A 22,335-nucleotide genomic window follows, 5' to 3' on the forward strand; every position below is an offset into this window, starting at 1 on the left:
CACCCCCCAGGTCATCCGTTCGACAGGGGGGAACAGTCATGCCGGGCCCGGAGGCCAGCGGCCCTCTTGCAGGACCGCGAAGAACATAACGGGGGAGGAGGCCGGCAGGGAAGGCGTTGGGCGCCGGGAGCGGGGCGGGAGGCGTCGGGGGCTGCCTCGGCCGAATGGGGGGCCCTCGGCGTCCCTCGGTCCGGCCGGAGAAAGCCGGAGGAAGACAGAAGCGGCCGGTTCTGCCCCCGAGGCAGATCCGGCCGCTCTCCGTTCACGCGGGAAGACGGTTACTTCACCGGTTCCGGTTCCGGCGCGTCCTTCGCCTCCGCCGAGGGCTCCGGGTCGGCCGGCGGGGTCTTCACCGAGTCGAGCAGTAGCTGCGCGACGTCGACGACCTGGAGCGACTCCTTGGCCTTGCCGTCGTTCTTCTTGCCGTTCACGGAGTCCGTGAGCATCACGAGGCAGAACGGGCAGGCCGTGGAGACGATGTCCGGGTTGAGGGACAGCGCCTCGTCGACGCGCTCGGTGTTGATGCGCTTGCCGATGCGCTCCTCCATCCACATGCGCGCACCGCCGGCGCCGCAGCAGAAGCCGCGCTCCTTGTGGCGGTGCATCTCCTGCTGCCGCAGGCCCGGGACGGCCGACATGATCTCGCGCGGGGGCGTGTAGACCTTGTTGTGGCGGCCCAGGTAGCACGGGTCGTGGTAGGTGATCAGGCCGTCGACCGGGGTGACCGGGACGAGCTTGCCCTCGTCGATGAGGTGCTGCAGCAGCTGCGTGTGGTGGATGACCTCGAACTCGCCGCCCAGCTGCGGGTACTCGTTCGCGATCGTGTTGAAGCAGTGCGGGCAGGTCGCGACGATCTTCTTCGCCGACTTCGGCTTCTTCGTCGACTCGTCCTCGTCGTCCTCGCCGAAGGCCATGTTCAGCATGGCCACGTTCTCCTGGGCGAGCTGCTGGAACAGCGGCTCGTTGCCCAGACGGCGGGGCGAGTCACCGGTGCACTTCTCGTCGCCGCCCATGATCGCGAACTTGACGCCCGCCATGTGCAGCAGCTCCGCGAAGGCCTTGGTGGTCTTCTTGGCGCGGTCCTCCAGGGCGCCGGCGCAGCCGACCCAGTAGAGGTAGTCGACCTCGCTGAGGTCCTCGACGTCCTTGCCGACGATCGGGACCTCGAAGTCGACCTCCTTGGTCCACTCGACGCGCTGCTTCTTGGCCAGACCCCAGGGGTTGCCCTTCTTCTCCAGGTTCTTGAGCATCGTGCCCGCCTCGGACGGGAACGAGGACTCGATCATGACCTGGTAGCGGCGCATGTCGACGATGTGGTCGATGTGCTCGATGTCGACCGGGCACTGCTCGACGCAGGCGCCGCACGTGGTGCAGGACCACAGCACGTCCGGGTCGATGACGCCGTTCTCCTCGAGCGTGCCGATCAGCGGGCGCTCAGCCTCGGCGAGCGCGGCCGCGGGCACGTCCTTCAGGGCCTCGGCCGACGCCTTCTCCTCGCCCTCCATGGTCTTGCCGCCGCCGGCCAGCAGGTACGGGGCCTTGGCGTACGCGTGGTCGCGCAGCGACATGATCAGGAGCTTGGGGGAGAGGGGCTTGCCCGTGTTCCAGGCGGGGCACTGCGACTGGCAGCGGCCGCACTCGGTGCAAGTGGAGAAGTCGAGGATGCCCTTCCAGGAGAACTGCTCGACCTGGGAGACGCCGTAGACGTCGTCCTCGCCCGGGTCCTCGAAGTCGATCGGCTTGCCGCCGGACGTCATGGGCTGGAGCGGGCCGAGGGCGCTCTCGCCCGTCGCGTTGCGCTTGAACCAGATGTTCGGGAAGCCGAGGAAGCGGTGCCAGGCCACACCCATGTTGGTGTTGAGCGCGACCGTGATCATCCAGATCAGCGAGGTGCAGATCTTGATCATCGCGACGGCGTAGGTGAGGGTCTGCAGCGTGCCGATGCTCAGGTCGTCGAAGGCCAGCACCAAGGGGTACGAGAGGAAATACGCCGCCTCGTAGTGCTCCACGTGGTGGATCGCGCCCTCGAGGCCGCGGAGCGTGTAGATCGCCAGACCGATGGTCAGGATGATGTACTCGACGAAGTACGCCTGCCAGGCCTTGGAGCCCGCGAAGCGCGACTTGCGGCCGGCCCGGGACGGCAGGTTGAGCAGCCTGATCACCATCAGGACGGCGATGCCGACCACCGTCATGACGCCGATGAACTCGATGTACAACTCGAACGGCAGGAAGCCGCCGAGGACGGGGAGCGTGTAGTCGGCCTCGAAGAGCTGGCCGTAGGCCTGTGCGAGGGTCGGCGGCAGCGTCAGGAAGCCGATGGCGACGAACCAGTGCGCGAAACCGACGATGCCCCACCGGTTCATCCGGGTGTGGCCGAGGAACTCCTTGACCAGGGTGATCGTCCGGGCCTTGGGGTTGCTGGTGCGGGTGCCGGCGGGCACGGGCTGGCCGAGCTTCACGAACCGATAGATCTGCGCGATGGCTCGGGCGAAGAGAGCAACGCCGACCACGGTCAGGGTCAGCGACACAATGATCGCGGCGAGTTGCATTGGGGGCTCCTCGGGCCTGCGAGGGTGGGATGGTCCAGCACTACTACTAAGCGGTAACTTAATCAGTCCGTGCTGAGAGTACCCACTTATTCCGCCGCACTGTAGCTGCGTGGGCGGTGATCTGTGTCGCTCAGGCAACCCTGACCGGAGGGCGCCCGGCGACCGCGGTGGAGACGGTTCTGGCCAGGATCATCAGGTCGAGTCCAAGCCAGTGCTGCTCCACATAATGCAGGTCGAGGACCGTCATTTCCTCCCAGGGCAGCTCGGACCGGCCGCTGATCTGCCACAGGCCCGTGATCCCCGGCCGTACGGCGAGGCGGGCCCGCTCCGGGCCCGCCGGAGCCGGCTCCACGGGGAGCGGGCGCGGGCCGACGAGCGACATCTCGCCGCGCACCACGTTGATCAGCTGGGGCAGGCCGTCCAGGAGGCGGCGGCGCAGCGCCCGGCCCACCGGTGTGACCTGACCGGCGCGCATCGTGCGGAACGTGAACCTCTCGAAGGTACGCCCGCCCAGGCCCGTACGCCGTGCGCGGTGCAGGGTCGGGCCCGGTGAGGTCACGGCGACGGCGACCGCGGCGAGCAGCAGGACCGGGGACAGCGTCAGCAGCAGGAAGAGGCTGCCTACGAGATCGACGGCTCGCTTCGCCGACATGATCGGTCCACCCTTCGTCGCGAATGATGGTTCTTGACCGTTTTTTACGGCTATGACTTTCGCAGACGAGTGCGAACGGAACGGTGCGCCACGCGCGCGGGAGGCGCTGGGCGGCAGGGAGGTGCGCCACGCGCGCGGACCGGCGGGGTGCCGAGCATGCGGGAGGCGTGCGGGACGACGGCGCGTCGCGGGTTGGGAGCGTCAGGCTGCCCGTAAGGGCCGGATAAAAGTTGAGTCGCCTCGACTCAGCTCTGTTGACGCGAGAGGAACCGGTGGGGCATCCTTGAGCCAGTTCTACTCAAGTCAGCTGGAGGAATCGAAATGGCACGTGCGGTCGGCATCGACCTGGGCACGACTAACTCCGTCGTCAGCGTTCTGGAGGGCGGCGAGCCCACCGTCATCACCAACGCCGAGGGTGCCAGGACCACGCCGTCCGTCGTCGCCTTCGCGAAGAACGGTGAGGTGCTGGTCGGCGAGGTGGCCAAGCGTCAGGCGGTCACCAACGTCGACAGGACCATCCGGTCCGTCAAGCGCCACATGGGCACGGACTGGAAGATCGAGCTCGACGGGAAGAACTTCAACCCGCAGCAGATGAGCGCGTTCATCCTGCAGAAGCTCAAGCGCGACGCGGAGTCGTACCTGGGCGAGAAGGTCACGGACGCGGTCATCACCGTCCCGGCGTACTTCAACGACTCCGAGCGCCAGGCCACCAAGGAGGCCGGTGAGATCGCGGGTCTGAACGTCCTGCGCATCGTCAACGAGCCCACCGCGGCCGCCCTGGCCTACGGCCTGGACAAGGACGACCAGACGATCCTGGTCTTCGACCTCGGTGGCGGCACCTTCGACGTCTCGCTGCTCGAGATCGGCGACGGCGTCGTCGAGGTGAAGGCCACCAACGGTGACAACCACCTCGGTGGTGACGACTGGGACCAGCGCGTCGTCGACTACCTGGTGAAGCAGTTCGCGGGCGGGCACGGCGTCGACCTGTCCAAGGACAAGATGGCTCTCCAGCGTCTGCGCGAGGCCGCGGAGAAGGCGAAGATCGAGCTGTCGTCCTCGACCGAGACGACGATCAACCTGCCGTACATCACGGCCTCCGCCGAGGGCCCGCTGCACCTGGACGAGAAGCTCACGCGCGCCCAGTTCCAGCAGCTGACGGCCGACCTGCTGGAGCGCTGCAAGACCCCGTTCCACAACGTCATCAAGGACGCCGGCATCCAGCTGTCCGAGATCGACCACGTGGTCCTGGTCGGCGGCTCGACCCGTATGCCCGCCGTCGCCGAGCTCGTCAGGGAGCTCACCGGCGGCAAGGACGCCAACAAGGGTGTGAACCCGGACGAGGTCGTCGCCATCGGCGCCTCGCTCCAGGCGGGTGTCCTCAAGGGTGAGGTCAAGGACGTCCTGCTCCTCGACGTGACCCCGCTGTCCCTGGGTATCGAGACCAAGGGCGGCATCATGACCAAGCTCATCGAGCGCAACACCACGATCCCGACCAAGCGGTCCGAGATCTTCACCACGGCCGAGGACAACCAGCCGTCGGTGCAGATCCAGGTCTACCAGGGCGAGCGCGAGATCGCGGCGTACAACAAGAAGCTCGGGATGTTCGAGCTGACCGGTCTGCCGCCGGCCCCGCGCGGTGTCCCGCAGATCGAGGTCTCCTTCGACATCGACGCCAACGGCATCATGCACGTGACCGCGAAGGACCTGGGCACGGGCAAGGAGCAGAAGATGACCGTCACCGGCGGCTCCTCGCTGCCGAAGGACGAGGTCGACCGCATGCGCCAGGAGGCCGAGCAGTACGCGGACGAGGACCACCGCCGCCGCGAGGCCGCCGAGTCGCGCAACCAGGGCGAGCAGCTCGTCTACCAGACCGAGAAGTTCCTCAAGGACAACGAGGACAAGGTCCCCGGTGACGTCAAGACCGAGGTCGAGACCGCGCTCGGCGAGCTGAAGGAGAAGCTCAAGGGCGACGACACGGCCGAGATCCGCACCGCGACCGAGAAGGTCGCCGCGGTCAGCCAGAAGCTCGGCCAGGCGCTGTACGCGAACGCCGCCCCCGAGGACGCGGCCGCGGGTGCCGGTGCCGCCGGTGAGGCCAAGGCCGACGACGACGTCGTCGACGCCGAGATCGTGGACGACGAGAAGGACATCAAGGGTGGTGCCGCGTGACGGAGGAGACTCCGGGCTTCGACAAGAAGCCCGACGTCCCCTCCGGCGCCGCCCCTGAGGACGCCGCCGAGTCCGCCGAGTCCTCCGAGAAGGAGGGCCAGGCGGCACCGGCAGGGGACGCAGCGAAGATCGCCGGTCTGACGGCACAGCTGGACCAGGTCCGTACGGCGCTCAACGAGCGCACGGCAGACCTCCAGCGGCTCCAGGCCGAGTACCAGAACTACCGCCGCCGCGTGGAGCGCGACAGGGTCACGGTCAAGGAGATCGCCACGGCGACGCTCCTGACCGAGCTGCTGCCCGTGCTCGACGACATCGGCCGTGCGCGGGAACACGGGGAGCTGGTGGGCGGGTTCAAGTCCGTCGCCGAGTCCCTGGAGACTGCCGCGGCCAAGATGGGTCTGCAGCAGTTCGGCAAGGAGGGCGAGCCCTTCGACCCGACCGTGCACGAGGCTCTGATGCACTCGTACGCGCCGGATGTCACCGAGACGACGTGCGTCGCGGTGCTCCAGCCGGGGTACCGCATCGGCGAGCGCACGATCCGCCCCGCGCGGGTCGCGGTGGCCGAGCCCCAGCCGGGCGCGGCGCCGGCGGCGGCCAAGGAAGAGAAGCCGGCCGACGAGGAGAGCGGTGGCCCCGACGAGGGCTAGCGCGATGATCGTCCGAGAGGAGGGACGTCGATGAGCACGAAGGACTTCGTCGAGAAGGACTACTACAAGGTTCTCGGCGTCCCCAAGGACGCCACCGAGGCCGAGATCAAGAAGGCGTACCGGAGGCTCGCCCGCGAGAACCACCCGGACGCCAACAAGGGTGACGTCAAGGCCGAAGAGCGCTTCAAGGAGATCTCCGAGGCCAACGACATCCTTGGCGACCCCAAGCGGCGCAAGGAGTACGACGAGGCCCGCTCGCTGTTCGGCAACGGCGGCTTCCGGCCCGGTCCCGGCGCCGGCGGCACCTTCAACTTCGACCTGGGCGACCTCTTCGGAGGCGCCCCGGGCGGGGGCCAGGGCGGTGCCGGCGGATTCGGCGGCGGCCTCGGGGACGTGTTCGGCGGCCTGTTCAACCGGGGTGCCGGCCCGGGCACCCGCACCCAGCCGCGCCGCGGCCAGGACATCGAGTCCGAGGTGACGCTCAGCTTCACCGAGGCCGTCGACGGGGCCACGGTCCCCCTGCGGATGTCCAGCCAGGCGCCCTGCAAGGCCTGTTCGGGCACCGGCGACAAGAACGGCACGCCCCGCGTGTGCCCGACCTGCGTAGGCACCGGCCAGGTCTCGCGCGGCGGCAGCGGGTCGTTCTCGCTGACCGACCCGTGCGTGGACTGCAAGGGCCGCGGCCTGATCGCCGAGACGCCCTGCGAGGTGTGCAAGGGCAGCGGGCGTGCCCGCTCCTCCCGCACCATGCAGGTGCGCATCCCGGCCGGCGTGTCCGACGGCCAGCGCATCCGGCTGCGCGGCAAGGGCGCGCCGGGCGAGCGCGGCGGACCGGCCGGTGACCTGTATGTCGTCGTCCATGTCGACGCGCACCCGGTCTTCGGCCGCAAGGACGACAACCTCACCGTCACCGTGCCCGTCACCTACGCGGAGGCGGCCCTCGGCGGCGAGGTGAAGGTGCCCACCCTCGGTGGACCCGCGGTCACGCTGAAGCTGCCCGCCGGCACGCCGAACGGCCGGACGATGCGTGCCCGCGGCAAGGGCGCGGTCCGCAAGGACGGCACCCGCGGGGACCTGCTGGTCACCATCGAGGTGGCCGTGCCGACCGAGCTCAGCGACAAGGCGAAGGAAGCGCTGGAGGCCTACCGCGAAGCCACCGCGGAGGAGGACCCGCGGGCCGAGCTGTTCCAGGCCGCGAAGGGAGCATGACATGGAGGGCCGTCCGGGCCGCAGTCGCAGCCCCTATGAACTGACCGACGAGTCGCCCGTGTACGTCATCTCGGTGGCCGCGCAGCTGTCGGGCCTGCACCCGCAGACCCTGCGGCAGTACGACCGCCTGGGACTCGTCTCGCCCGACCGCACGGCCGGAAGGGGTCGGCGCTACTCGGCCCGCGACATCGAACTGCTGCGCACCGTCCAGCAGTTGTCGCAGGACGAGGGCATCAATCTCGCCGGGATCAAGCGCATCATCGAACTGGAGAACCAGGTCGCGGCGCTCCAGGCCCGGGTCGCCGAGCTGTCGGCGGCCGTGGAGGGCGCGGCGGCGGCGATGCAGCAGCGTGAGGCGCAGGTGCACGCCTCCTACCGGCGTGACCTCGTGCCGTACCAGGACGTGCAGCAGACGAGCGCGCTGGTGGTGTGGCGTCCCAAGCGGCCCGACCAGGGCGGCAGATCGTCCTGAAGCCTTGTACGAGAAGGGCCGGAGAGCAGATGCTCTCCGGCCCTTCCCTGTATGCCTGTATGCCCGTGTGCCCGTGTGCCCGTGTGCCCGTGTGCCCGTCGGGGGCGTGCCGGGTGGGGCGCGGGGGCGCGCGGCCGCGGCAGGAAGGTGCTGGGCCCGGTGCGGGAAGCTGACATGAGTATCCGCCTGATGCCGCTGTTCAGATGGCATTGCTTTCTTTCGTCAGAAACAACCCGGCAGGTTGAGGGGGAAGCAACTGAACGCGCAGTTCCGGCGTCATTCGGTTCGCGAGCGCTGACCATGGTGGCCTGCGACCTGATCTTCCTGAGCCGGCCGCTCACCGCGGGAATCCGGATGGCGGACCGGGTGCGGACGCGCGTCGGATCGCCGGCGGGGCAGCGGGGCGGATGGCCGAAACGGCCCGCCGTTCCGGCGCGTGGACGGCCTCCGCCGAGAACGCAGGCTGATCGTCCGGGCGCAGGCGGCCGTGCCGTCCGCCCCGGGCCGTGGCACACCAGGTCGTAACACCCATGAGGGGGAGTCAACTGTGGCGATGGTCGGACTGTTCTGGATCACTGCGGATGCGGTGTACGTGGGTGCCCCGCCCGGCACCGAGGGCCGTGGTGTGCGGCTCACCGGGCAGGGCGTGGAGGCCGTCCGGGGCGGGGCCGACGGGACCGGCGGGAGGACCTGGACCTGGGCGGAACTGCGCTCGGCGACCGTCGAGGGCGCCCCTGTGCGCAGCGCGTCCCGCCGCAGGTTGTCGCTGGCGGTGGACACGGTGCTCACCGTGGCGCTGGGCGGTGCCATCGAACCGCCGCAAATGATCCTGCGGCTCGAAACCGCTGAAGGGGCCGAGGAGTTGCGCGTTCACTCGGCCGCCGCCGCGGCCTATGTCGAGGAGGAGTTCATCCTCTCCCAGGATCTGCTGGCCCGGTTCGTCGACGGCACCGCCTCTCCGGTGACCCTCGCGGAATGGGGCAGGGTCGCCGACGGCACGACGCCGAAGCCCCCGGCGCGCCAGGCGCTGCTGAGGGAGTGGACCGGCACATGAGGCAGTTGCTGCGCCCCGCGCCGGTGTGCGCGATCACCGGCACCGGCCCCCTGCGCGCCGAGCACGGCCACGACCCGGACGCGTACGTCGAGATCGGCTCCTTCACCAAGGTCCTCACCGGCACGCTGCTCGCGCGCCTTGCGACGGCAGACCGGATCGATCCCGACGACCGGCTGACCAGGTGGCTTCCGGCCGTTCCCGCCGGATCGGACATCACCCTGCGGCAGTTGGCGGACCACACCTCGGGCCTTCCCCGATTGCATCCGCTGCCGTCCGCCACCGACCCACGCGACCCGTACGCGGCGCTCGACGCCGAGGAGTTCGACCGGGTCCTGCGGCGGCTCGACGAGATCGCGCTGCGGCCGCCGGGTGCCGGCGAGGAGTATTCCAACCTCGGCTACGCCGTCCTCGGCGCCGCCCTGGAGGCCGCGGGCGGCGGCACGTACGAGGACCTCCTGCGCGAGTACGTGCTCGCGCCGCTGGGGGTGGGCGACGTCACGGCCCGGCCGCCCGCCGAACGGAGCCTGACCGCCCGCGGCCTGTTCGGGCGGCCACGCGCTCCCTGGAGCATGGCAGGCCCGATTCTGCCCGCCGGCGGCCTGTGGGCCACCCCGCGGGCCGTGGCGGCCCTGGTGACCGGCCTGCTGGTGGACCAGGTGCTGGGCGAACCCGCGGCGTCCTGGCAGAGCGCGGGCGAACTGCGCTGGCACAACGGAGCGACCCGGGACGCCTCCGTCTTCGCCGGCGCCTTTCCCGGCACCGGCGTCTGGGCGGTCGTGCACCGGCTCGCCGGCCGGCCCGCCGGCACGGACCGGGCCGGACTGAAGCTGCTCGCCGAGGCGAAGAAGGCGACCAAGGAGGCTGCCCCGCAGGGCCGGTGAACGCCGAGAGGCGCCCTGGTCGGGTATCTCGTCTCCGTCTTCGAGCGGTTGTGGCACCAGGCCCCGCGAACGGCCGGGGCCATACCGCCCTCTTCCGCGGCGGAAGGTGTGACCGAGCGGCAGGCGGCCATCGCGCGGCTGCTCGCCGAGGGATACGCCGACGAGGTTGTGGCGCGACGCAGCGTGCGACGCACCTGCCGCAAACAAGTCGCGCATCGCTCGCTCGGGGCTGCTCGACGCTCCGGGGCCTAGCGCCGATTGAGGTGACTGCGGGGCGCCGTCACGGGCTCCGGTTGCTGAACTGCAGCAAGATGACGGCGGTCCCGGCGCACTGCCGCAGGCATCCTCGGAAAATCACGTCCGGTATGGAGGGGGATGATCAGTCGTGGTCGGCGCCGCGCAGGCACCCCTCTTCCAGGATGCCGGACTTCGCTATGAGGAAGCCGAGTTGGGCGCGGCTCCCGCTGCCGAGCGTGGCGGCGAGCTTGGCGATGTGGGCGCGGCAGGTGCGGACGTTCATCCCGAGGCGGCGGGCGATGGCCTCGTCGACGTGGCCCTCGATCAGGAGCCTGGCGATGGAGCGCTGGACGCCCGAGATGCCGTCCGGGGTGGGGTCGTACGGGACCTCCTCCACCAAGGGCACGGCGCGCCGCCACAGTTGCTCGAAGACCTTGATGAGGTACTCGACCAGTCCTGGGTGCCGCAGTTCCAGGGCCACACGGCGATCGTCCCGTGCGGGGATGAACGCCACCGTGCGGTCGAACACGATGAGACGCTCGATGAGTTCCTCGAGGGTGCGGATCTCCACTTTGCCGGCGGATATGCGCTCGACGTAGGCGAGAGTGCCCTGGCTGTACCTGACGGTGTGTTGGTACAGCGTGCGGATGCTGACGCCGCGGTCGATCAGCGGACGGTCACGCTCCAGGGCCTGGGTCAGGACGTGTGCGCTCCGCCCGCCGCCGGGCTGGATCGTCAGCATCTCCGTGCGGCACTCCGACGTGGCGAGATTGAGCGCGGCGTTGATCCGGTCGAAGCCTTCCAGCACGGTGATGGCGTGGGTGCTCGCCGGGTTCTGGGCGCTGATGGCCATGAACGGTTCGAACGCGTCGGTCAGTTCGATGGACAGCCGCCGGCGGTCCAGGATTTCCCGCTCGATGGGGTGCAGCCTTTGCGCCAACGCGACGGACGGGGGGACGGGGCGGAGCCAGGTCGCGTCGTCGGGATCCGGGTGCAACAGGGCGAATTCCAGGAGGCAGGGGGCGGCTTCCGCGTCGGATCTGCTGATCCGTCCGGTACTCAGAGCGCTGACGTAGAGCCGTGCTCCTTCTTCGCACAGATCGGTGACCGCATGGGGATGTGTCTGTTTTATGGCGTCCCGCGGCAAATCTCCACCCCCCAGGGTCCTGTACGTACAGGAACATGATGCATCGCCCCTGTGGCATTGACATGCCTGAATGAGCCATCGTCTTGTGATGCGGGGGAGAAGAAACCATCAAGTGAGGACGAAGCCGACTATGCGCGAAAGAATGCTTCGCTCGGTGCTTGCCGCTGTCTTCTCTGCGATCGTGGCGTTCGGCGCCGCGGGTGCCACGGGGTTCGATCCGGCCGACTTCCCGGCGGACAGCGGTTGGGACAACGTGCAGGCCGTCACCGGACCGCCGGACAGCGGCTGGGATGCCCCGCCCGTGAAGGCGGACGCATGACGATACCCCCGGACGACAGGGTCTTCCGACGGGAGATGGCGACGGCATATCGCTCCGGGTGGCACTTCATCGACCTCGTCACGGCAATCCCCCACCGTGGCGACTCGTTGATGGTCACCCTGTTCGGAGAGCCCATCGTCGTCGCCCGCGAAGAGGACGAGGACGTCCGCGCCTACCGGTGCCTGCGACGGCCGCGCGGAGCCCCGCAGCCGGTCCGCTGTGCCATCCGGTACGGCATGATCTTCGTCAATCTCGACGCGCGTGATCACCAGCTCGTCGAACCAGACACCACCGCCACCCCCCGCAGTGCCTGAGCGATTCCCCCGTCGTTTCAAATCGCTCGGGTGCTTCCCCCACACAGCGGCGCCATCGTGGACCTGAAACACGATGGCGCCGCTGTGCTGCCAGGAAACGTTTCGGCCGGGCCGGCGGGCCCGCGTCCCGCTCGGGCCGCCCGCTGGGCCGCGCGAGCGGGTGCCGGGCGTCAGGCCCGGCCCATCGCCCGGGTCAGCGCGATCTCGATGACCACCCGGTCCGGATTGGGCGACGGCGTGCGCCCGTACCGCTCCGCGTAGCGGCTCACCGCGTCGGCGACGACATCCGGCTCCGTACGGATGGTCGCGACGCCCTCCAGCGTCGCCCAGCGGCCCTTGTCCACCTGGCACACCGCGACCCGTGCCCCCTCCGGGCCGGCGGCCAGGACATTGGCGACCTTGCGGCTGTGCTTGTTCGTGATCACCCGGGCCATGCCGCGCGTCCCGCCCTCGGGGTCGTACGTCACGCCCACCGCCACGACGTGCGGGGTGCCGTCCGGGCGCGGGGTCGTCAGGGTGCACATGTGGTACTCACGCCAGAAGCTGAGATACGACACGCCAGGGTTCCGGGTATCGATGGCCATGGGCGGAACCTACCTGCGTGGCCTGTTCGTTCACACCATGAGTGGAATAGACTCAACTTTGTGAAGGTTGACGGAGTCAGTGTTGGGCAGAGCCCATCAGCAGGGAGGAATGAGGGCACGTGGACGCCGAGCTGACCAACAAGAGCCGTGACGCGATCAACGCGGCGAGCAACCGGGCCGTGCAGGACGGGCACGCCGATCTGACCGCGGCGCACCTGCTGCTCGCGCTCCTCGCGGGACAGGAAAACGAGAACATCACCGATCTGCTGGCCGCGGTCGACGCCGACCAGGCCGCCGTCCGGTCCGGGGCCGAACGCCTCCTCGCGTCGCTGCCCAGCGTCACCGGCTCCACCGTCGCGCCGCCGCAGCCCAACCGCGAGCTGCTGGCGGTCATCGCCGACGCCTCCCAGCGGGCCAAGGAGCTCGGTGACGACTATGTCTCCACCGAGCACCTTCTCATCGGCATCGCCGCCAGGGGCGGGCAGGCCGGTGAGGTGCTGGCCGGGCAGGGTGCCACGGACAGGAAGTTGCTGGACGCGTTCGAGAAGGCAAGAGGAGGGCGCCGGGTGACCACACCCGACCCCGAGGGTCAGTACAAGGCGCTGGAGAAGTTCGGCACGGACTTCACCGCGGCCGCCCGTGAGGGCAAGCTCGACCCGGTCATCGGCCGGGACCAGGAGATCCGCCGCGTCGTGCAGGTGCTGTCGCGGCGCACCAAGAACAACCCCGTGCTCATCGGCGAGCCCGGCGTCGGCAAGACCGCCGTCGTCGAGGGCCTCGCCCAGCGCATCGTCAAGGGCGACGTCCCCGAGTCCCTGCGCAACAAGCGGCTCGTCGCGCTCGACCTCGGCGCGATGGTCGCGGGCGCCAAGTACCGCGGCGAGTTCGAGGAGCGGCTGAAGACCGTCCTGTCCGAGATCAAGGCGAGCGACGGGCAGATCATCACGTTCATCGACGAACTGCACACGGTCGTCGGCGCGGGCGCCGGCGGCGACTCGTCGATGGACGCGGGCAACATGCTCAAGCCCATGCTGGCCCGCGGCGAGCTGCGCATGGTCGGCGCCACCACCCTGGACGAGTACCGCGAGCGGATCGAGAAGGACGCCGCGCTGGAGCGGCGCTTCCAGCAGGTGCTGGTCGCCGAGCCGACGGTCGAGGACACCATCGCGATCCTGCGCGGGCTCAAGGGCCGCTACGAGGCCCACCACAAGGTGCAGATCAACGACTCTGCGCTGGTCGCAGCGGCCACTCTCTCCGACCGGTACATCACCTCCCGCTTCCTGCCGGACAAGGCCATCGACCTCGTGGACGAGGCCGCCTCGCGGTTGCGGATGGAGATCGACTCCTCGCCCGTGGAGATCGACGAACTGCAGCGCGCCGTCGACCGGTTGCGCATGGAGGAGCTCGCGCTCAAGAACGAGTCCGACCCCGCCTCCGTGCAGCGCCTGGAGAAGCTGCGCCGCGACCTCGCCGACCGGGAGGAGGAGCTGCGCGGGCTGACCGCACGCTGGGAGAAGGAGAAGCAGGGCCTCAACCGCGTCGGTGAGCTCAAGGAGCGGCTGGACGACCTGCGCGGCCAGGCCGAGCGCGCCCAGCGCGACGGTGACTTCGACACCGCCTCCAAGCTGCTCTACGGGGAGATCCCGGCCCTGGAGCGCGATCTGGAGGCCGCGTCCGAGGCCGAGGAGGAGGCGTCCAAGGACACCATGGTCAAGGAGGAGGTCGGCCCCGACGACATCGCGGACGTGGTCGGCTCCTGGACCGGCATCCCGGCGGGCCGCCTGTTGGAGGGCGAGACCGCGAAGCTGCTGCGCATGGAGCAGGAGCTCGGGCGGCGGCTGATCGGCCAGAGCGAGGCGGTGCAGGCCGTGTCCGACGCGGTCCGGCGTACGCGCGCGGGGATCGCCGACCCGGACCGGCCGACGGGCTCGTTCCTCTTCCTCGGCCCGACCGGTGTGGGCAAGACCGAGCTGGCGAAGGCGCTCGCCGACTTCCTCTTCGACGACGAGCGGGCGATGGTCCGTATCGACATGTCGGAGTACGGCGAGAAGCACAGCGTCGCCCGCCTGGTCGGCGCGCCCCCCGGCTACGTCGGCTACGAGGAGGGCGGCCAGCTCACCGAGGCCGTGCGGCGCCGCCCGTACAGCGTGGTGTTGCTGGACGAGGTGGAGAAGGCGCATCCCGAGGTCTTCGACATCCTGCTCCAGGTCCTCGATGACGGGCGGCTCACCGACGGGCAGGGCCGGACGGTGGACTTCCGCAACACCATCCTGATCCTGACGTCCAACCTCGGCAGCCAGTACCTGGTCGAGCCGCTGACCGGCGCCGAGGAGAAGAAGCAACGGGTGCTGGAGCTGGTGCGGGCCACCTTCAAGCCCGAGTTCCTCAACCGCCTCGACGACCTGGTGGTCTTCTCGGCCCTGTCGAAGGACGAGCTGGCGCACATCGCCCGCCTCCAGATCGACCGGCTGGCCCGCCGCCTCGCCGAGCGCAGGCTCACCCTGGACGTCACCCCGGCGGCGCTGGAATGGCTCGCGGACGAGGGCTACGACCCCGCGTACGGCGCCCGGCCGCTGCGCCGGCTGGTGCAGACGGCGATCGGCGACCGCCTCGCCAAGGAGATCCTCGCGGGCGAGATCAAGGACGGCGACACGGTCCGCGTGGACCGCTTCGAGGACGGCGTGCTGGTGGGCGTGGCGCGGTAGGTGACGGGGCGGGTCCGCCGCACGGGGCGTTTCCCCTGCCCGCCCTTGCCTGACTGGGGCTTCGCCCCAGGCCCGGGATGGCGTGGCGGGCGTGGGAGGTGCCCATCCCGTTCCGGGGTCCCGCCCGCAGGCCCTGGATGGCTTGGCGGCTGTGTGGAGGTCGATCTTGATCCGGGGCTTCGCCCCCGGGGCCGTGGACGGCTTGGCGGCCGTGGGCATGGGTCCCGGCGGAGCGCTGGGGTGCCTCTGTTCTGGTCCGGGGTCTCCGCCCCAGGCCCCGTGATGCCCTGGTGGCCGTGGGAGGTACCCCGCCGGTCCGGGGCTTCGCCCGCAGGGCGTGGACGGTTTGGCGGCCGTGGGTCTGGGATCCCCGGGCGGAGCCCGGGGAGTGCCGCCAGACCGGGGGCAAGCCGGGATACGGGGCGCGTGTCCTCAGGCCCCTCCTGGGCTTCGCCCCGGGGCCCTTCGGGCGGTACTCCGGGCCTCCCCCGGGCAGTCCCCGCACGGGCTGACCGCGCGCGGCGAAAACCAGCCCCGCTGGGGAAACTCCCACGGCCACCCGGCCGCAGGGGGCATTCGAGGCGAGGGGGTTCGGGGGAATCCCCGCGTCGGATCAGCTCGCAGCGGATCGGGTGCGGCGGGGCTTGCCACGCACGGGCGGGGATGGGAGAGGATGGCGGCATCCGTACGAAGGGAAATACACGGTGACCATCGATCCGTCCTCGATTCCGAATTTCGGGGGCCAGCCCCAGCCTCAGGCCGCAGGACCGGCGGGCCCCGTCGTTCCCGACCAGGACCTGGTCAAGCAGCTGCTCGAGCAGATGGAACTGAAGTACGTCGTCGACGACGAGGGCGACCTCGCGGCGCCGTGGGAGGAATTCCGCACGTACTTCATGTTCCGCGGCGAGAACGAGCAGCAGGTCTTCTCGGTGCGCACCTTCTACGACCGTCCGCACGCGGTCGAGGACCGGGCGAGGCTCCTCGACACCATCGACGACTGGAACCGCCGCACCCTGTGGCCGAAGGTCTACACGCACCAGCACGAGGACGAGGAGACGAAGGAGCAGTCCCTCCGTCTCATCGGTGAGGCGCAGATGCTCATCGGCACCGGCGTCAGCCTGGAGCACTTCGTGTCGTCCACGGTCAGCTGGGTGCGCGCGTCGATCGAGTTCGACCGGTTCATCGTCGACCAGTTCGGCCTGGAGAAGGCCGAGGACGCCGGCGAGGACAAGCCGGCCGACGACGCCTGACGCATCGGCGCCTGACGCACCACGCGTGCGCGCGGGCCCGGCGTCAATGCGGGCCTGTTGCTTCGCCCCGCCGTTATGCGGCGGGGCGAAGCGCTGCCACCGGGCCGGTGTCTCGGGTATGCCAGATGCGCGGGTCTTCCCGAAGGAACTGCCCCGGCTCCCGGCCACCTGAGCGGTACCTGGGGCCTGGTGGCCTTGAAGGTCGATGTTGTCTTCTGGTGGAGACGGCGGACGCGGTCACGAACGTGACCACCGTCTCCACCGGTGCACCGCACGCCCGCAACCCCCGATGGCGACCGGGCGAAGCAACCAGCGCGTACCGGCGTTCCTCAGGCGGCCAGGGACTTCAGCCGCGCGACCGCGTCCTCGAGGACCTCCGTGCGCTTGCAGAAGGCGAACCGCACGAACGGGGCGCCCTGGTCGCGGTGGTCGTAGAAGACCGCGTTGGGGATGGCCACGACCCCGCACCGCTCGGGCAGCGACGGGCAGAACGCGAAGCCGTCCGCCTCGCCGAGCGGGCGGATGTCGGTCGTCACGAAGTACGTCCCGGCCGGGCGGTACACCGTGAAACCGGCGGCCGCGAGCCCCGCGCCCAGCAGATCGCGCTTGGCGTGCAGATCGGCGCGCAGGCCGTCGAAGTACGTGTCCGGGAGCCGCAGCGCCTCCGCGACCGCGTACTGGAAGGGCCCCGCCGACACGTACGTCGGGAACTGCTTCGCCGAGCGGACCGCGCTCACCAGCTCGGGTGCCGCCGTCACCCAGCCGACGCCTCGTTCGTGCACTCATTCGTGTGTCGTGCAACAGGGTCCCCACGGGCGTCTCCAGCACTGCCGGCGAGCCGGTCGCGGCTCGTGTTCCGTGATGCACGGTCCAAAGGCATCCGCTCCCTCAGTGCTTCTCCCGCTGCACGACGGAGCCAGGGTGGTCGCAGGACTTGTCCGGGCCGATCCACAGCCGTACCGCCGAGCTCGGTGACACGGCGCTGTCCGCCGTATCCTGACCACACACGGGAAGGAGCATTCCATGAGTGTCGACGCGATCGTGCACACCGAGTTCCCCAAGGGGTACACGGTCCTGTTCGGGGCTGACGGAAAGGTGATCATGACTCCGCAGAGCTTCGAGCACTCCAACACGATCAAGTCGATGCAGTACGACACGATCGTGTCCCTCGGGCGCCATGCGAAGACCGCCTCCGACGTCTACATCGACTTCCCCGCCGACGAGAACTCCGCCCCCGATCTGACAATTCTTCGTGAGGACGCCCGCCGGGAAGGCAAGCGCTACAGCTTCGAAGACGTCCTGCTGATCTCCGAGGTCGTCTCGACCTCCTCCGCACGCAAGGACTACGACGACTGCACCGCGAAGTACGGCCGCTACGGCGTCCCCATCTACCTGGTCGTGGACCCCTACGCCCAGGAAGTCGTCCTCCACACCCAGCCGACTGCCACCGGTTACATCGCGGCACACACCCACAAGTACGGCACGGGCAAGCTCCCCATCTCCCTGGCCGACGGCCGCACCTTTACCCTCGACCTCGACGAACTCCCGCGTCCGGAGCCCGAGGCCGACGTCCGCTGACCGAGTTACCGGCCCCGGTTCGGCGATAGCGTGGCACGGCAAGGCTGTTGCTGACAGGTTGGACGAATTCATGCGGATGCGGTTCGAACCCGAGGCCGAGGAGGAGTTCGAGGCTGCGTGCGGGCTGCTGGTCGACCGGCTGGTCCGGTGGGCCGGGGAGCAGGGGCTGCCGGCGGACGGGTTCACGGCCGAGGCGGCCCTGGACTACCGACATGGGGCGACTGTCGACGGCCGGCTGGGGCTGTGGGAGGCGCGCCACGTAGAGGAACTGCTGCTCTCCTGGCTGCCCCAGACCGTCACCGAGCTTCCCGGGGAGGAACGCTCCGATGCCCCGGGCACACTGCGTACGCTGCTGCGTTATCTGCACGCGGCGCAATTGGCGGACCCGCGAGGCCCCGCACTTCAGGACTCCCTCGCCGCGGTCGACGCCGTCGCGGAGCGGTATCCGGCGGCGATGGCGGATCGGACCCGCTGGGGTGTGGCGAAGTTCTGGGCGATGACGGCCGCCGAGCAGGGCGGGGACGTCCTGGACGGGGCGGCGTTGCAGCGCTTCGCGGAGCGGGCGCAGCGTGGAGAGGTCGCCTACGATCAGCAGGCTCTCGAAGCGATCATGGAACTGCGGCTGACCGGCCGCGCTCTGTCCGGCTCGGCCCGGGCCGAGCCACAACTGCCCGTCATGCTCCCCCCGGACGACGAACTGCGCCGACCGGCCGGGGAGTCGACGACCGTGGCGCAGTTGCGCGGACTCACCGAGTGGACGGGCCAGGACGGCCGCCCCGTGACGGCCACGGGACGGCTGCGGATGGCGGATGCCCGCGAGTTGGTGGACCTGCTCGGCACCGGCGACAAGACCGACGGGGTGCGCTCTTCGGCCGACCTGCCGCGGCTGGGACTGCTGGTGGAGTGGGCGAAGAAGGCGCGCCTGGTCCGGGTGGTCAAGGGGCGTCTGTGTGCGGTGGCCAAGGCCCGGCCGGTGCTGGCCGACCCGCTTCGGCTGTGGCTGCGCGCCTTCGACGCTTGCTTCGAACTGCGGCAGGCCCTGATCGGGCCACGCAGCGGCTGGCACGTCGAGTCGATGCTCTTCGACGTCTATGAGCATGTGCTGGATGACGTGCTGAACACGCTCTACAGCCTGCCGTACCCGATGCCCTGGCCGCGACTGCGCGACACGGTGCACCTGGCCTATCGAAGCTCCTTCCAGCTCGATCGCGGGTCGGACCTTCAGCACCGGATGTGGTTCGAGCACGCAGACCGGGACCTGCGCACGGTGCTCGACCTGCTGGACGACCTGGGCGCGATCGAGCGTGACCGTGGGATGGCCGATCCGGTGTACTTCGACGTCGACCTCTCCGATGCCGGACCCGAGCTGCTCGCGGACATGCCGCCAGAGCTCGCGGAGCTGCTGGGCGTCGCGGGGGCGGCAACGAACCCGGCGGCGCGGGAGCGTGCCGATGCCCGGCGTGAGGAGTTGACCGCCGGGCCGGTGGAGCTCATCCGTCTCACCGAGCTCGGTACCCGGGCCGTACGACAGCGGTTGCTGGCAGCCGGCAGGGACGCACCGCTGGTCGGTGAACTGGCACAGGCGACGCCGGCCGGTGTGCTGGGCCTGCTGGCCGAGAGCTATCCCCCGGATGCCGCCCAGGCGGAGCTGTCCGGCTGGATCACGGCCCGCGGCGAGCGAAAGGCCGCACTACGGCAACTGACCGACGCTGTAAGGACCATGGCTTTCCGCGCGCGTGCGCAGGCGATGCTCGACGTGCTGTCGGCGGCGTTGCCGTACGGTGAGGGCGAGCGGCTGCTGCGTACGCTGCGTCGCGACACCCAACTGGCGCCCCTGGCGCTGAACGCGCTGGCGCAGCGTGAGCTGCTGTCTCCCGAGGACATGACCGACGCCGAGCATCTGCTGGTGCTCGCCGAGAACCTGCTCCAGCTCGTGGAGCTGGCGGGCGGCTCAGGCAACGCCGAGGAGGCGCTGCGCGCGCAGGGTCCCCAGGCCAGGGACGCGGTTGCCGCCGCCCTGGACTCGGCGCACCCGGACCGGGCCGGAGTCGAAGAGCTCAGGCAGCTGGCGGCCCGGGTACTGCGTACTCCTGCCGCCCGTCTCGGCCGCGCCCGCAAACGCGGGCGGCCTTCCGGCAAGAGCGGCCGCAAACCGCGCCGCTGACCAGCGGCGCCGCCGCCCGGTGCCCGCAGGCGCGGGGTGAGACCGGCAACGGCACGGAGCCGGTTTTCGTCGCTGGTTGCCGTCTCGCATAGAAATCAGAGTATAGTCGGAGTACAGTCTGAGTATGAGCATCGTGCACTCCGTATCCGAATCGGAATCCGTCTCGTTCACCGATCTGTCCCGGAACCCGAAGGCGGTCGCCGCGAGGGCCGCAGCCCTGGGGTGTCTGCGTGTCACGCACCGAGACGCGCCCGACATGGTGCTGACCACGGCCATACACGCAGAGCGCAGCGAGGAGAACCTGACCACGGCGTCCCGGCTGTTCCTTGCCCTGATGAAGCAGGACGGTGGCGCCAGGTCGCTTCTGCTCGCGCTGCCTGATGTGTTCCCGTGGGTGCGTCACCTGGACGACGAAGAAGTCCGGGAATTCACCGTCGAGCTCCTGGACGCGCTGTCCGACGCCGCTGAGCTGGGTGCCAGGGAGGCTGTGCACCGAGCGATCGTCTCGTGGCGGGCAACTGCCCGCATCAACGCTGACCCTGACCAGCTCAGGGAAGCACTCCGTCCGCTCGGTGACGTCGACCTCGGCCCGGTCGAGGTGCACGGGTGAGCCCGAAGAAAGGCGATCGGGTCAGCGTCCCTCCGCTGAGTGGCTGGAACGTCATCCACGGGACGGCGGAGGCCGCGACCGGTTGGGAGGAGCTGTGCCGGGTGGCGTTGCCGAACGCGCATCGCTGCCTGGAAGCCCTTCGCACGGACCCGCTGTCGCGGGCTGACTGGAACCGTCAGCACCATCTCCGCGGCAGGCATGCCACCAGGGAATGGAAGGGCTCCGAGCTGGAGCAGTGGGAGTACGAGATCACCAGCGGCGGCCGGGTTCGGTACCTGGTCAGCCTGGACACCTCGACTGTGATCCTGGTGTACGCCTCCCCGCGACACCCGAAGGACACTGAATAGCCCAGCGGCCCAGGGCCCTATGCGCCCAGTGTCTTGAGGCGGCGCGCGGCCTCCTCCAGTACGCCTGTCCGCTTGCAGAAGGCGAACCGCACGAACGGGGCGCCCTGGTCGCGGTGGTCGTAGAAGACCGCGTTGGGGATGGCCACGACCCCGCACCGCTCGGGCAGCGACCGGCAGAACGCGAAGCCGTCCGCCTCGCCGAGCGGGCGGATGTCGGTCGTCACGAAGTACGTCCCGGCCGGGCGGTACACCGTGAAACCGGCGGCCGCGAGCCCCGTGCTCAGCAGATCACGTTTGGCGTGCAGATCGGCGCGCAGGCCGTCGAAGTACGTGTCCGGAAGCCGCAGCGCCTCCGCGACCGCGTACTGGAAGGGCCCCGCCGACACGTACGTCAGGAACTGCTTCGCCGAGCGGACCGCGCTCACCAGCTCGGGTGCCGCCGTCACCCAGCCGACCTTCCAGCCGGTGAAGGAGAACGTCTTTCCCGCACTGGAGATCGTGACCGTGCGCCCACGCATCCCCGGGAACGACGCGAGCGGCACATGCTCGCCGTCGAAGACGAGGTGCTCGTACACCTCGTCGGTCACCACCAGCAGGTCCCGTTCCACGGCGAGGGCCGCGATCGCCGCGAGTTCGTCGCGGGTCAGGACCGTGCCGGTGGGGTTGTGCGGCGTGTTGAGCAGGATCAGCCGGGTGCGGGAGGTCACCGCGTCACGCAGTTCGTCGAGGTCGAGCCGGTAAGCGCCGTCGTGCGGGCGCAGCGTCACGGGCACCCGCGTACCGCCTGCCATGGCGATGCACGCGGCGTACGAGTCGTAGTACGGCTCCAGGGCGATCACCTCGTCGCCCGGCTCCACGAGGGCGAGCAGCGCGGCCGCGATCGCCTCGGTGGCGCCCGCGGTGACCAGGACCTCGGTGTCGGGGTCGTGGACGAGCCCGTAGCGGCGGCGCTGGTGGTCGGCGACCGCCGTGCGCAGCTCGGGCACGCCGGGGCCGGGCGGGTACTGGTTGCCGCGGCCGTCGCGCAGCGCCCGCACCGCCGCCTCCCTGACCTCCTCGGGACCGTCGGTGTCGGGGAAGCCCTGGCCCAGGTTGATCGACCCGGTCCGTGCCGCCAGGGCGGACATCTCGGCGAAGATCGTCGTGCCGAACTCGGCCAGCCGGCGGTTGAGCAGCGGTCGTGATCCCGCTTCGCGTCCTGTCATGGGCGCCATCCTGGGCCGAACCTCTGGACTTGCTCAAGTCTGCTTTGGGTCCGTGAGGGCGGGGGCATCTCCCTGTCACGGCAGATGGGCGCCACGGACAGGACCACGGGTGAGCGCCTCAGTGCCACAGGAAAGACCACGGGGAAGCGGTCGCGCAGCGTCGCGGGGGACTCTCCCCCAGAGCCTTCGGCCTGGGAGGTACCCCCACCGGGGGAACGAGCAGGGACGGTGGAAGTGATGGC

At 69.9% G+C, this 22,335-nt stretch carries 19 protein-coding genes and 1 pseudogene; 14 read left to right on the top strand and 6 right to left on the bottom strand.

Annotated features, from left to right (window positions below; translation table 11 throughout):
- Positions 1–278: 278 nt before the first annotated feature.
- Entirely contained in the window at positions 279–2,549 is a 2,271-nt protein-coding gene (locus tag ACH5AF_RS27210) for a heterodisulfide reductase-related iron-sulfur binding cluster (RefSeq protein ID WP_398905104.1), read from the bottom strand.
- Between the two features lie 130 nt (positions 2,550–2,679).
- Positions 2,680–3,201: a sugar transferase gene (locus tag ACH5AF_RS27215; protein ID WP_398905105.1), complete on the bottom strand. Its 522-nt coding sequence runs from the start codon at positions 3,199–3,201 to the stop codon at positions 2,680–2,682.
- Positions 3,202–3,522: 321 nt separating this feature from the next.
- On the opposite strand from ACH5AF_RS27215, the gene dnaK reads away from it, so the two are divergent.
- The 6 genes from dnaK (at position 3,523) to ACH5AF_RS27245 (ending at position 9,633) form a co-directional block, all read left to right on the top strand.
- On the top strand, positions 3,523–5,370 hold the full coding sequence (dnaK, locus tag ACH5AF_RS27220) for a molecular chaperone DnaK (protein WP_398905106.1): 1,848 nt from the start codon (positions 3,523–3,525) through the stop codon (positions 5,368–5,370).
- Positions 5,367–6,017, top strand: coding sequence for a nucleotide exchange factor GrpE (grpE, locus tag ACH5AF_RS27225; RefSeq protein ID WP_398905109.1), 651 nt, complete (start codon positions 5,367–5,369; stop codon positions 6,015–6,017). Before dnaK ends, grpE begins: the two co-directional genes overlap by 4 nt.
- Positions 6,018–6,047: 30 nt before the next feature.
- On the top strand, positions 6,048–7,226 hold the full coding sequence (dnaJ, locus tag ACH5AF_RS27230; RefSeq protein ID WP_398905111.1) for a molecular chaperone DnaJ: 1,179 nt from the start codon (positions 6,048–6,050) through the stop codon (positions 7,224–7,226).
- A gap of 1 nt (position 7,227) precedes the next feature.
- Positions 7,228–7,698 (top strand): heat shock protein transcriptional repressor HspR, encoded by a 471-nt coding sequence (locus ACH5AF_RS27235; protein WP_177149732.1) that lies wholly within the window; start codon positions 7,228–7,230, stop codon positions 7,696–7,698.
- 553 nt (positions 7,699–8,251) lie between these two features.
- Positions 8,252–8,752: a hypothetical protein gene (locus ACH5AF_RS27240; protein WP_398905342.1), complete on the top strand. Its 501-nt coding sequence runs from the start codon at positions 8,252–8,254 to the stop codon at positions 8,750–8,752.
- Positions 8,749–9,633, top strand: a complete 885-nt coding sequence (locus tag ACH5AF_RS27245) for a serine hydrolase domain-containing protein (protein ID WP_398905113.1) — start codon at positions 8,749–8,751, stop codon at positions 9,631–9,633. Before ACH5AF_RS27240 ends, ACH5AF_RS27245 begins: the two co-directional genes overlap by 4 nt.
- Before the next feature lie 379 nt (positions 9,634–10,012).
- On the opposite strand, the gene ACH5AF_RS27250 is transcribed toward ACH5AF_RS27245, so the two are convergent.
- The gene (locus tag ACH5AF_RS27250) at positions 10,013–11,032 is read right to left on the bottom strand and encodes a helix-turn-helix transcriptional regulator (RefSeq protein ID WP_398905343.1); all 1,020 of its coding nucleotides are present in this window, start codon (positions 11,030–11,032) and stop codon (positions 10,013–10,015) included.
- 139 nt (positions 11,033–11,171) lie between these two features.
- On the opposite strand from ACH5AF_RS27250, the gene ACH5AF_RS27255 reads away from it, so the two are divergent.
- Together ACH5AF_RS27255 and ACH5AF_RS27260 are read left to right on the top strand one after the other, a co-directional pair.
- Complete coding sequence (locus tag ACH5AF_RS27255; protein ID WP_398905115.1) at positions 11,172–11,336, top strand: hypothetical protein; 165 nt, start codon at positions 11,172–11,174, stop codon at positions 11,334–11,336.
- Complete coding sequence (locus tag ACH5AF_RS27260) at positions 11,333–11,650, top strand: (2Fe-2S)-binding protein (protein WP_177149720.1); 318 nt, start codon at positions 11,333–11,335, stop codon at positions 11,648–11,650. Before ACH5AF_RS27255 ends, ACH5AF_RS27260 begins: the two co-directional genes overlap by 4 nt.
- Positions 11,651–11,820: 170 nt before the next feature.
- On the opposite strand, the gene ACH5AF_RS27265 is transcribed toward ACH5AF_RS27260, so the two are convergent.
- Positions 11,821–12,234, bottom strand: a complete 414-nt coding sequence (locus tag ACH5AF_RS27265; protein WP_398905118.1) for a pyridoxamine 5'-phosphate oxidase family protein — start codon at positions 12,232–12,234, stop codon at positions 11,821–11,823.
- 119 nt (positions 12,235–12,353) lie between these two features.
- Here ACH5AF_RS27265 and clpB point away from each other — a divergent pair, with 119 nt between their 5' ends.
- Positions 12,354–14,939, top strand: coding sequence for an ATP-dependent chaperone ClpB (clpB, locus tag ACH5AF_RS27270; RefSeq protein ID WP_398905120.1), 2,586 nt, complete (start codon positions 12,354–12,356; stop codon positions 14,937–14,939).
- 704 nt (positions 14,940–15,643) lie between these two features.
- Complete coding sequence (locus ACH5AF_RS27275; RefSeq protein ID WP_398905122.1) at positions 15,644–16,189, top strand: YbjN domain-containing protein; 546 nt, start codon at positions 15,644–15,646, stop codon at positions 16,187–16,189.
- 329 nt (positions 16,190–16,518) lie between these two features.
- On the opposite strand, the pseudogene ACH5AF_RS27280 reads toward ACH5AF_RS27275, so the two are convergent.
- A pseudogene (locus ACH5AF_RS27280) lies at positions 16,519–16,956 on the bottom strand (aminotransferase class I/II-fold pyridoxal phosphate-dependent enzyme); the annotation flags it as partial.
- Positions 16,957–17,212: 256 nt separating this feature from the next.
- Between ACH5AF_RS27280 and ACH5AF_RS27285 the strand changes: the two are divergent.
- The 4 genes from ACH5AF_RS27285 (at position 17,213) to ACH5AF_RS27300 (ending at position 20,888) form a co-directional block, all read left to right on the top strand.
- Entirely contained in the window at positions 17,213–17,767 is a 555-nt protein-coding gene (locus tag ACH5AF_RS27285; RefSeq protein ID WP_398905123.1) for a Uma2 family endonuclease, read from the top strand.
- 76 nt (positions 17,768–17,843) lie between these two features.
- Positions 17,844–19,931 carry a hypothetical protein gene (locus tag ACH5AF_RS27290; RefSeq protein ID WP_398905125.1) on the top strand — a complete coding sequence of 696 codons (2,088 nt, stop codon included), beginning with the start codon at positions 17,844–17,846 and terminating at the stop codon, positions 19,929–19,931.
- Positions 19,932–20,055: 124 nt separating this feature from the next.
- The gene (locus ACH5AF_RS27295) at positions 20,056–20,541 is read left to right on the top strand and encodes a prevent-host-death family protein (RefSeq protein WP_398905128.1); all 486 of its coding nucleotides are present in this window, start codon (positions 20,056–20,058) and stop codon (positions 20,539–20,541) included.
- Positions 20,538–20,888 (top strand): hypothetical protein, encoded by a 351-nt coding sequence (locus tag ACH5AF_RS27300; RefSeq protein ID WP_398905130.1) that lies wholly within the window; start codon positions 20,538–20,540, stop codon positions 20,886–20,888. Before ACH5AF_RS27295 ends, ACH5AF_RS27300 begins: the two co-directional genes overlap by 4 nt.
- A gap of 17 nt (positions 20,889–20,905) precedes the next feature.
- On the opposite strand, the gene ACH5AF_RS27305 is transcribed toward ACH5AF_RS27300, so the two are convergent.
- Complete coding sequence (locus ACH5AF_RS27305) at positions 20,906–22,093, bottom strand: pyridoxal phosphate-dependent aminotransferase (protein WP_398905132.1); 1,188 nt, start codon at positions 22,091–22,093, stop codon at positions 20,906–20,908.
- Positions 22,094–22,335 lie beyond the last annotated feature (242 nt).

The organism is Streptomyces sp. NPDC018833 (assembly GCF_044390825.1).
Taxonomy (GTDB): Bacteria; Actinomycetota; Actinomycetes; order Streptomycetales; family Streptomycetaceae; genus Streptomyces.

Excerpts from the sequence above, each read along its gene's own strand:
- ACH5AF_RS27235 (WP_177149732.1), top strand. The coding sequence starts at position 7,228 with ATGGAGGGCCGTCCGGGCCGCAGTCGCAGCCCCTATGAACTGACCGAC.
- ACH5AF_RS27265 (WP_398905118.1), bottom strand. The coding sequence starts at position 12,234 with ATGGCCATCGATACCCGGAACCCTGGCGTGTCGTATCTCAGCTTCTGG.
- dnaJ (WP_398905111.1), top strand. The coding sequence starts at position 6,048 with ATGAGCACGAAGGACTTCGTCGAGAAGGACTACTACAAGGTTCTCGGC.
- ACH5AF_RS27240 (WP_398905342.1), top strand. The coding sequence starts at position 8,252 with ATGGTCGGACTGTTCTGGATCACTGCGGATGCGGTGTACGTGGGTGCC.
- ACH5AF_RS27260 (WP_177149720.1), top strand. The coding sequence starts at position 11,333 with ATGACGATACCCCCGGACGACAGGGTCTTCCGACGGGAGATGGCGACG.
- ACH5AF_RS27305 (WP_398905132.1), bottom strand. The coding sequence starts at position 22,093 with ATGACAGGACGCGAAGCGGGATCACGACCGCTGCTCAACCGCCGGCTG.
- ACH5AF_RS27285 (WP_398905123.1), top strand. The coding sequence starts at position 17,213 with ATGAGTGTCGACGCGATCGTGCACACCGAGTTCCCCAAGGGGTACACG.
- ACH5AF_RS27290 (WP_398905125.1), top strand. The coding sequence starts at position 17,844 with ATGCGGTTCGAACCCGAGGCCGAGGAGGAGTTCGAGGCTGCGTGCGGG.
- ACH5AF_RS27295 (WP_398905128.1), top strand. The coding sequence starts at position 20,056 with ATGAGCATCGTGCACTCCGTATCCGAATCGGAATCCGTCTCGTTCACC.
- dnaK (WP_398905106.1), top strand. The coding sequence starts at position 3,523 with ATGGCACGTGCGGTCGGCATCGACCTGGGCACGACTAACTCCGTCGTC.
- ACH5AF_RS27210 (WP_398905104.1), bottom strand. The coding sequence starts at position 2,549 with ATGCAACTCGCCGCGATCATTGTGTCGCTGACCCTGACCGTGGTCGGC.
- ACH5AF_RS27245 (WP_398905113.1), top strand. The coding sequence starts at position 8,749 with ATGAGGCAGTTGCTGCGCCCCGCGCCGGTGTGCGCGATCACCGGCACC.
- ACH5AF_RS27215 (WP_398905105.1), bottom strand. The coding sequence starts at position 3,201 with ATGTCGGCGAAGCGAGCCGTCGATCTCGTAGGCAGCCTCTTCCTGCTG.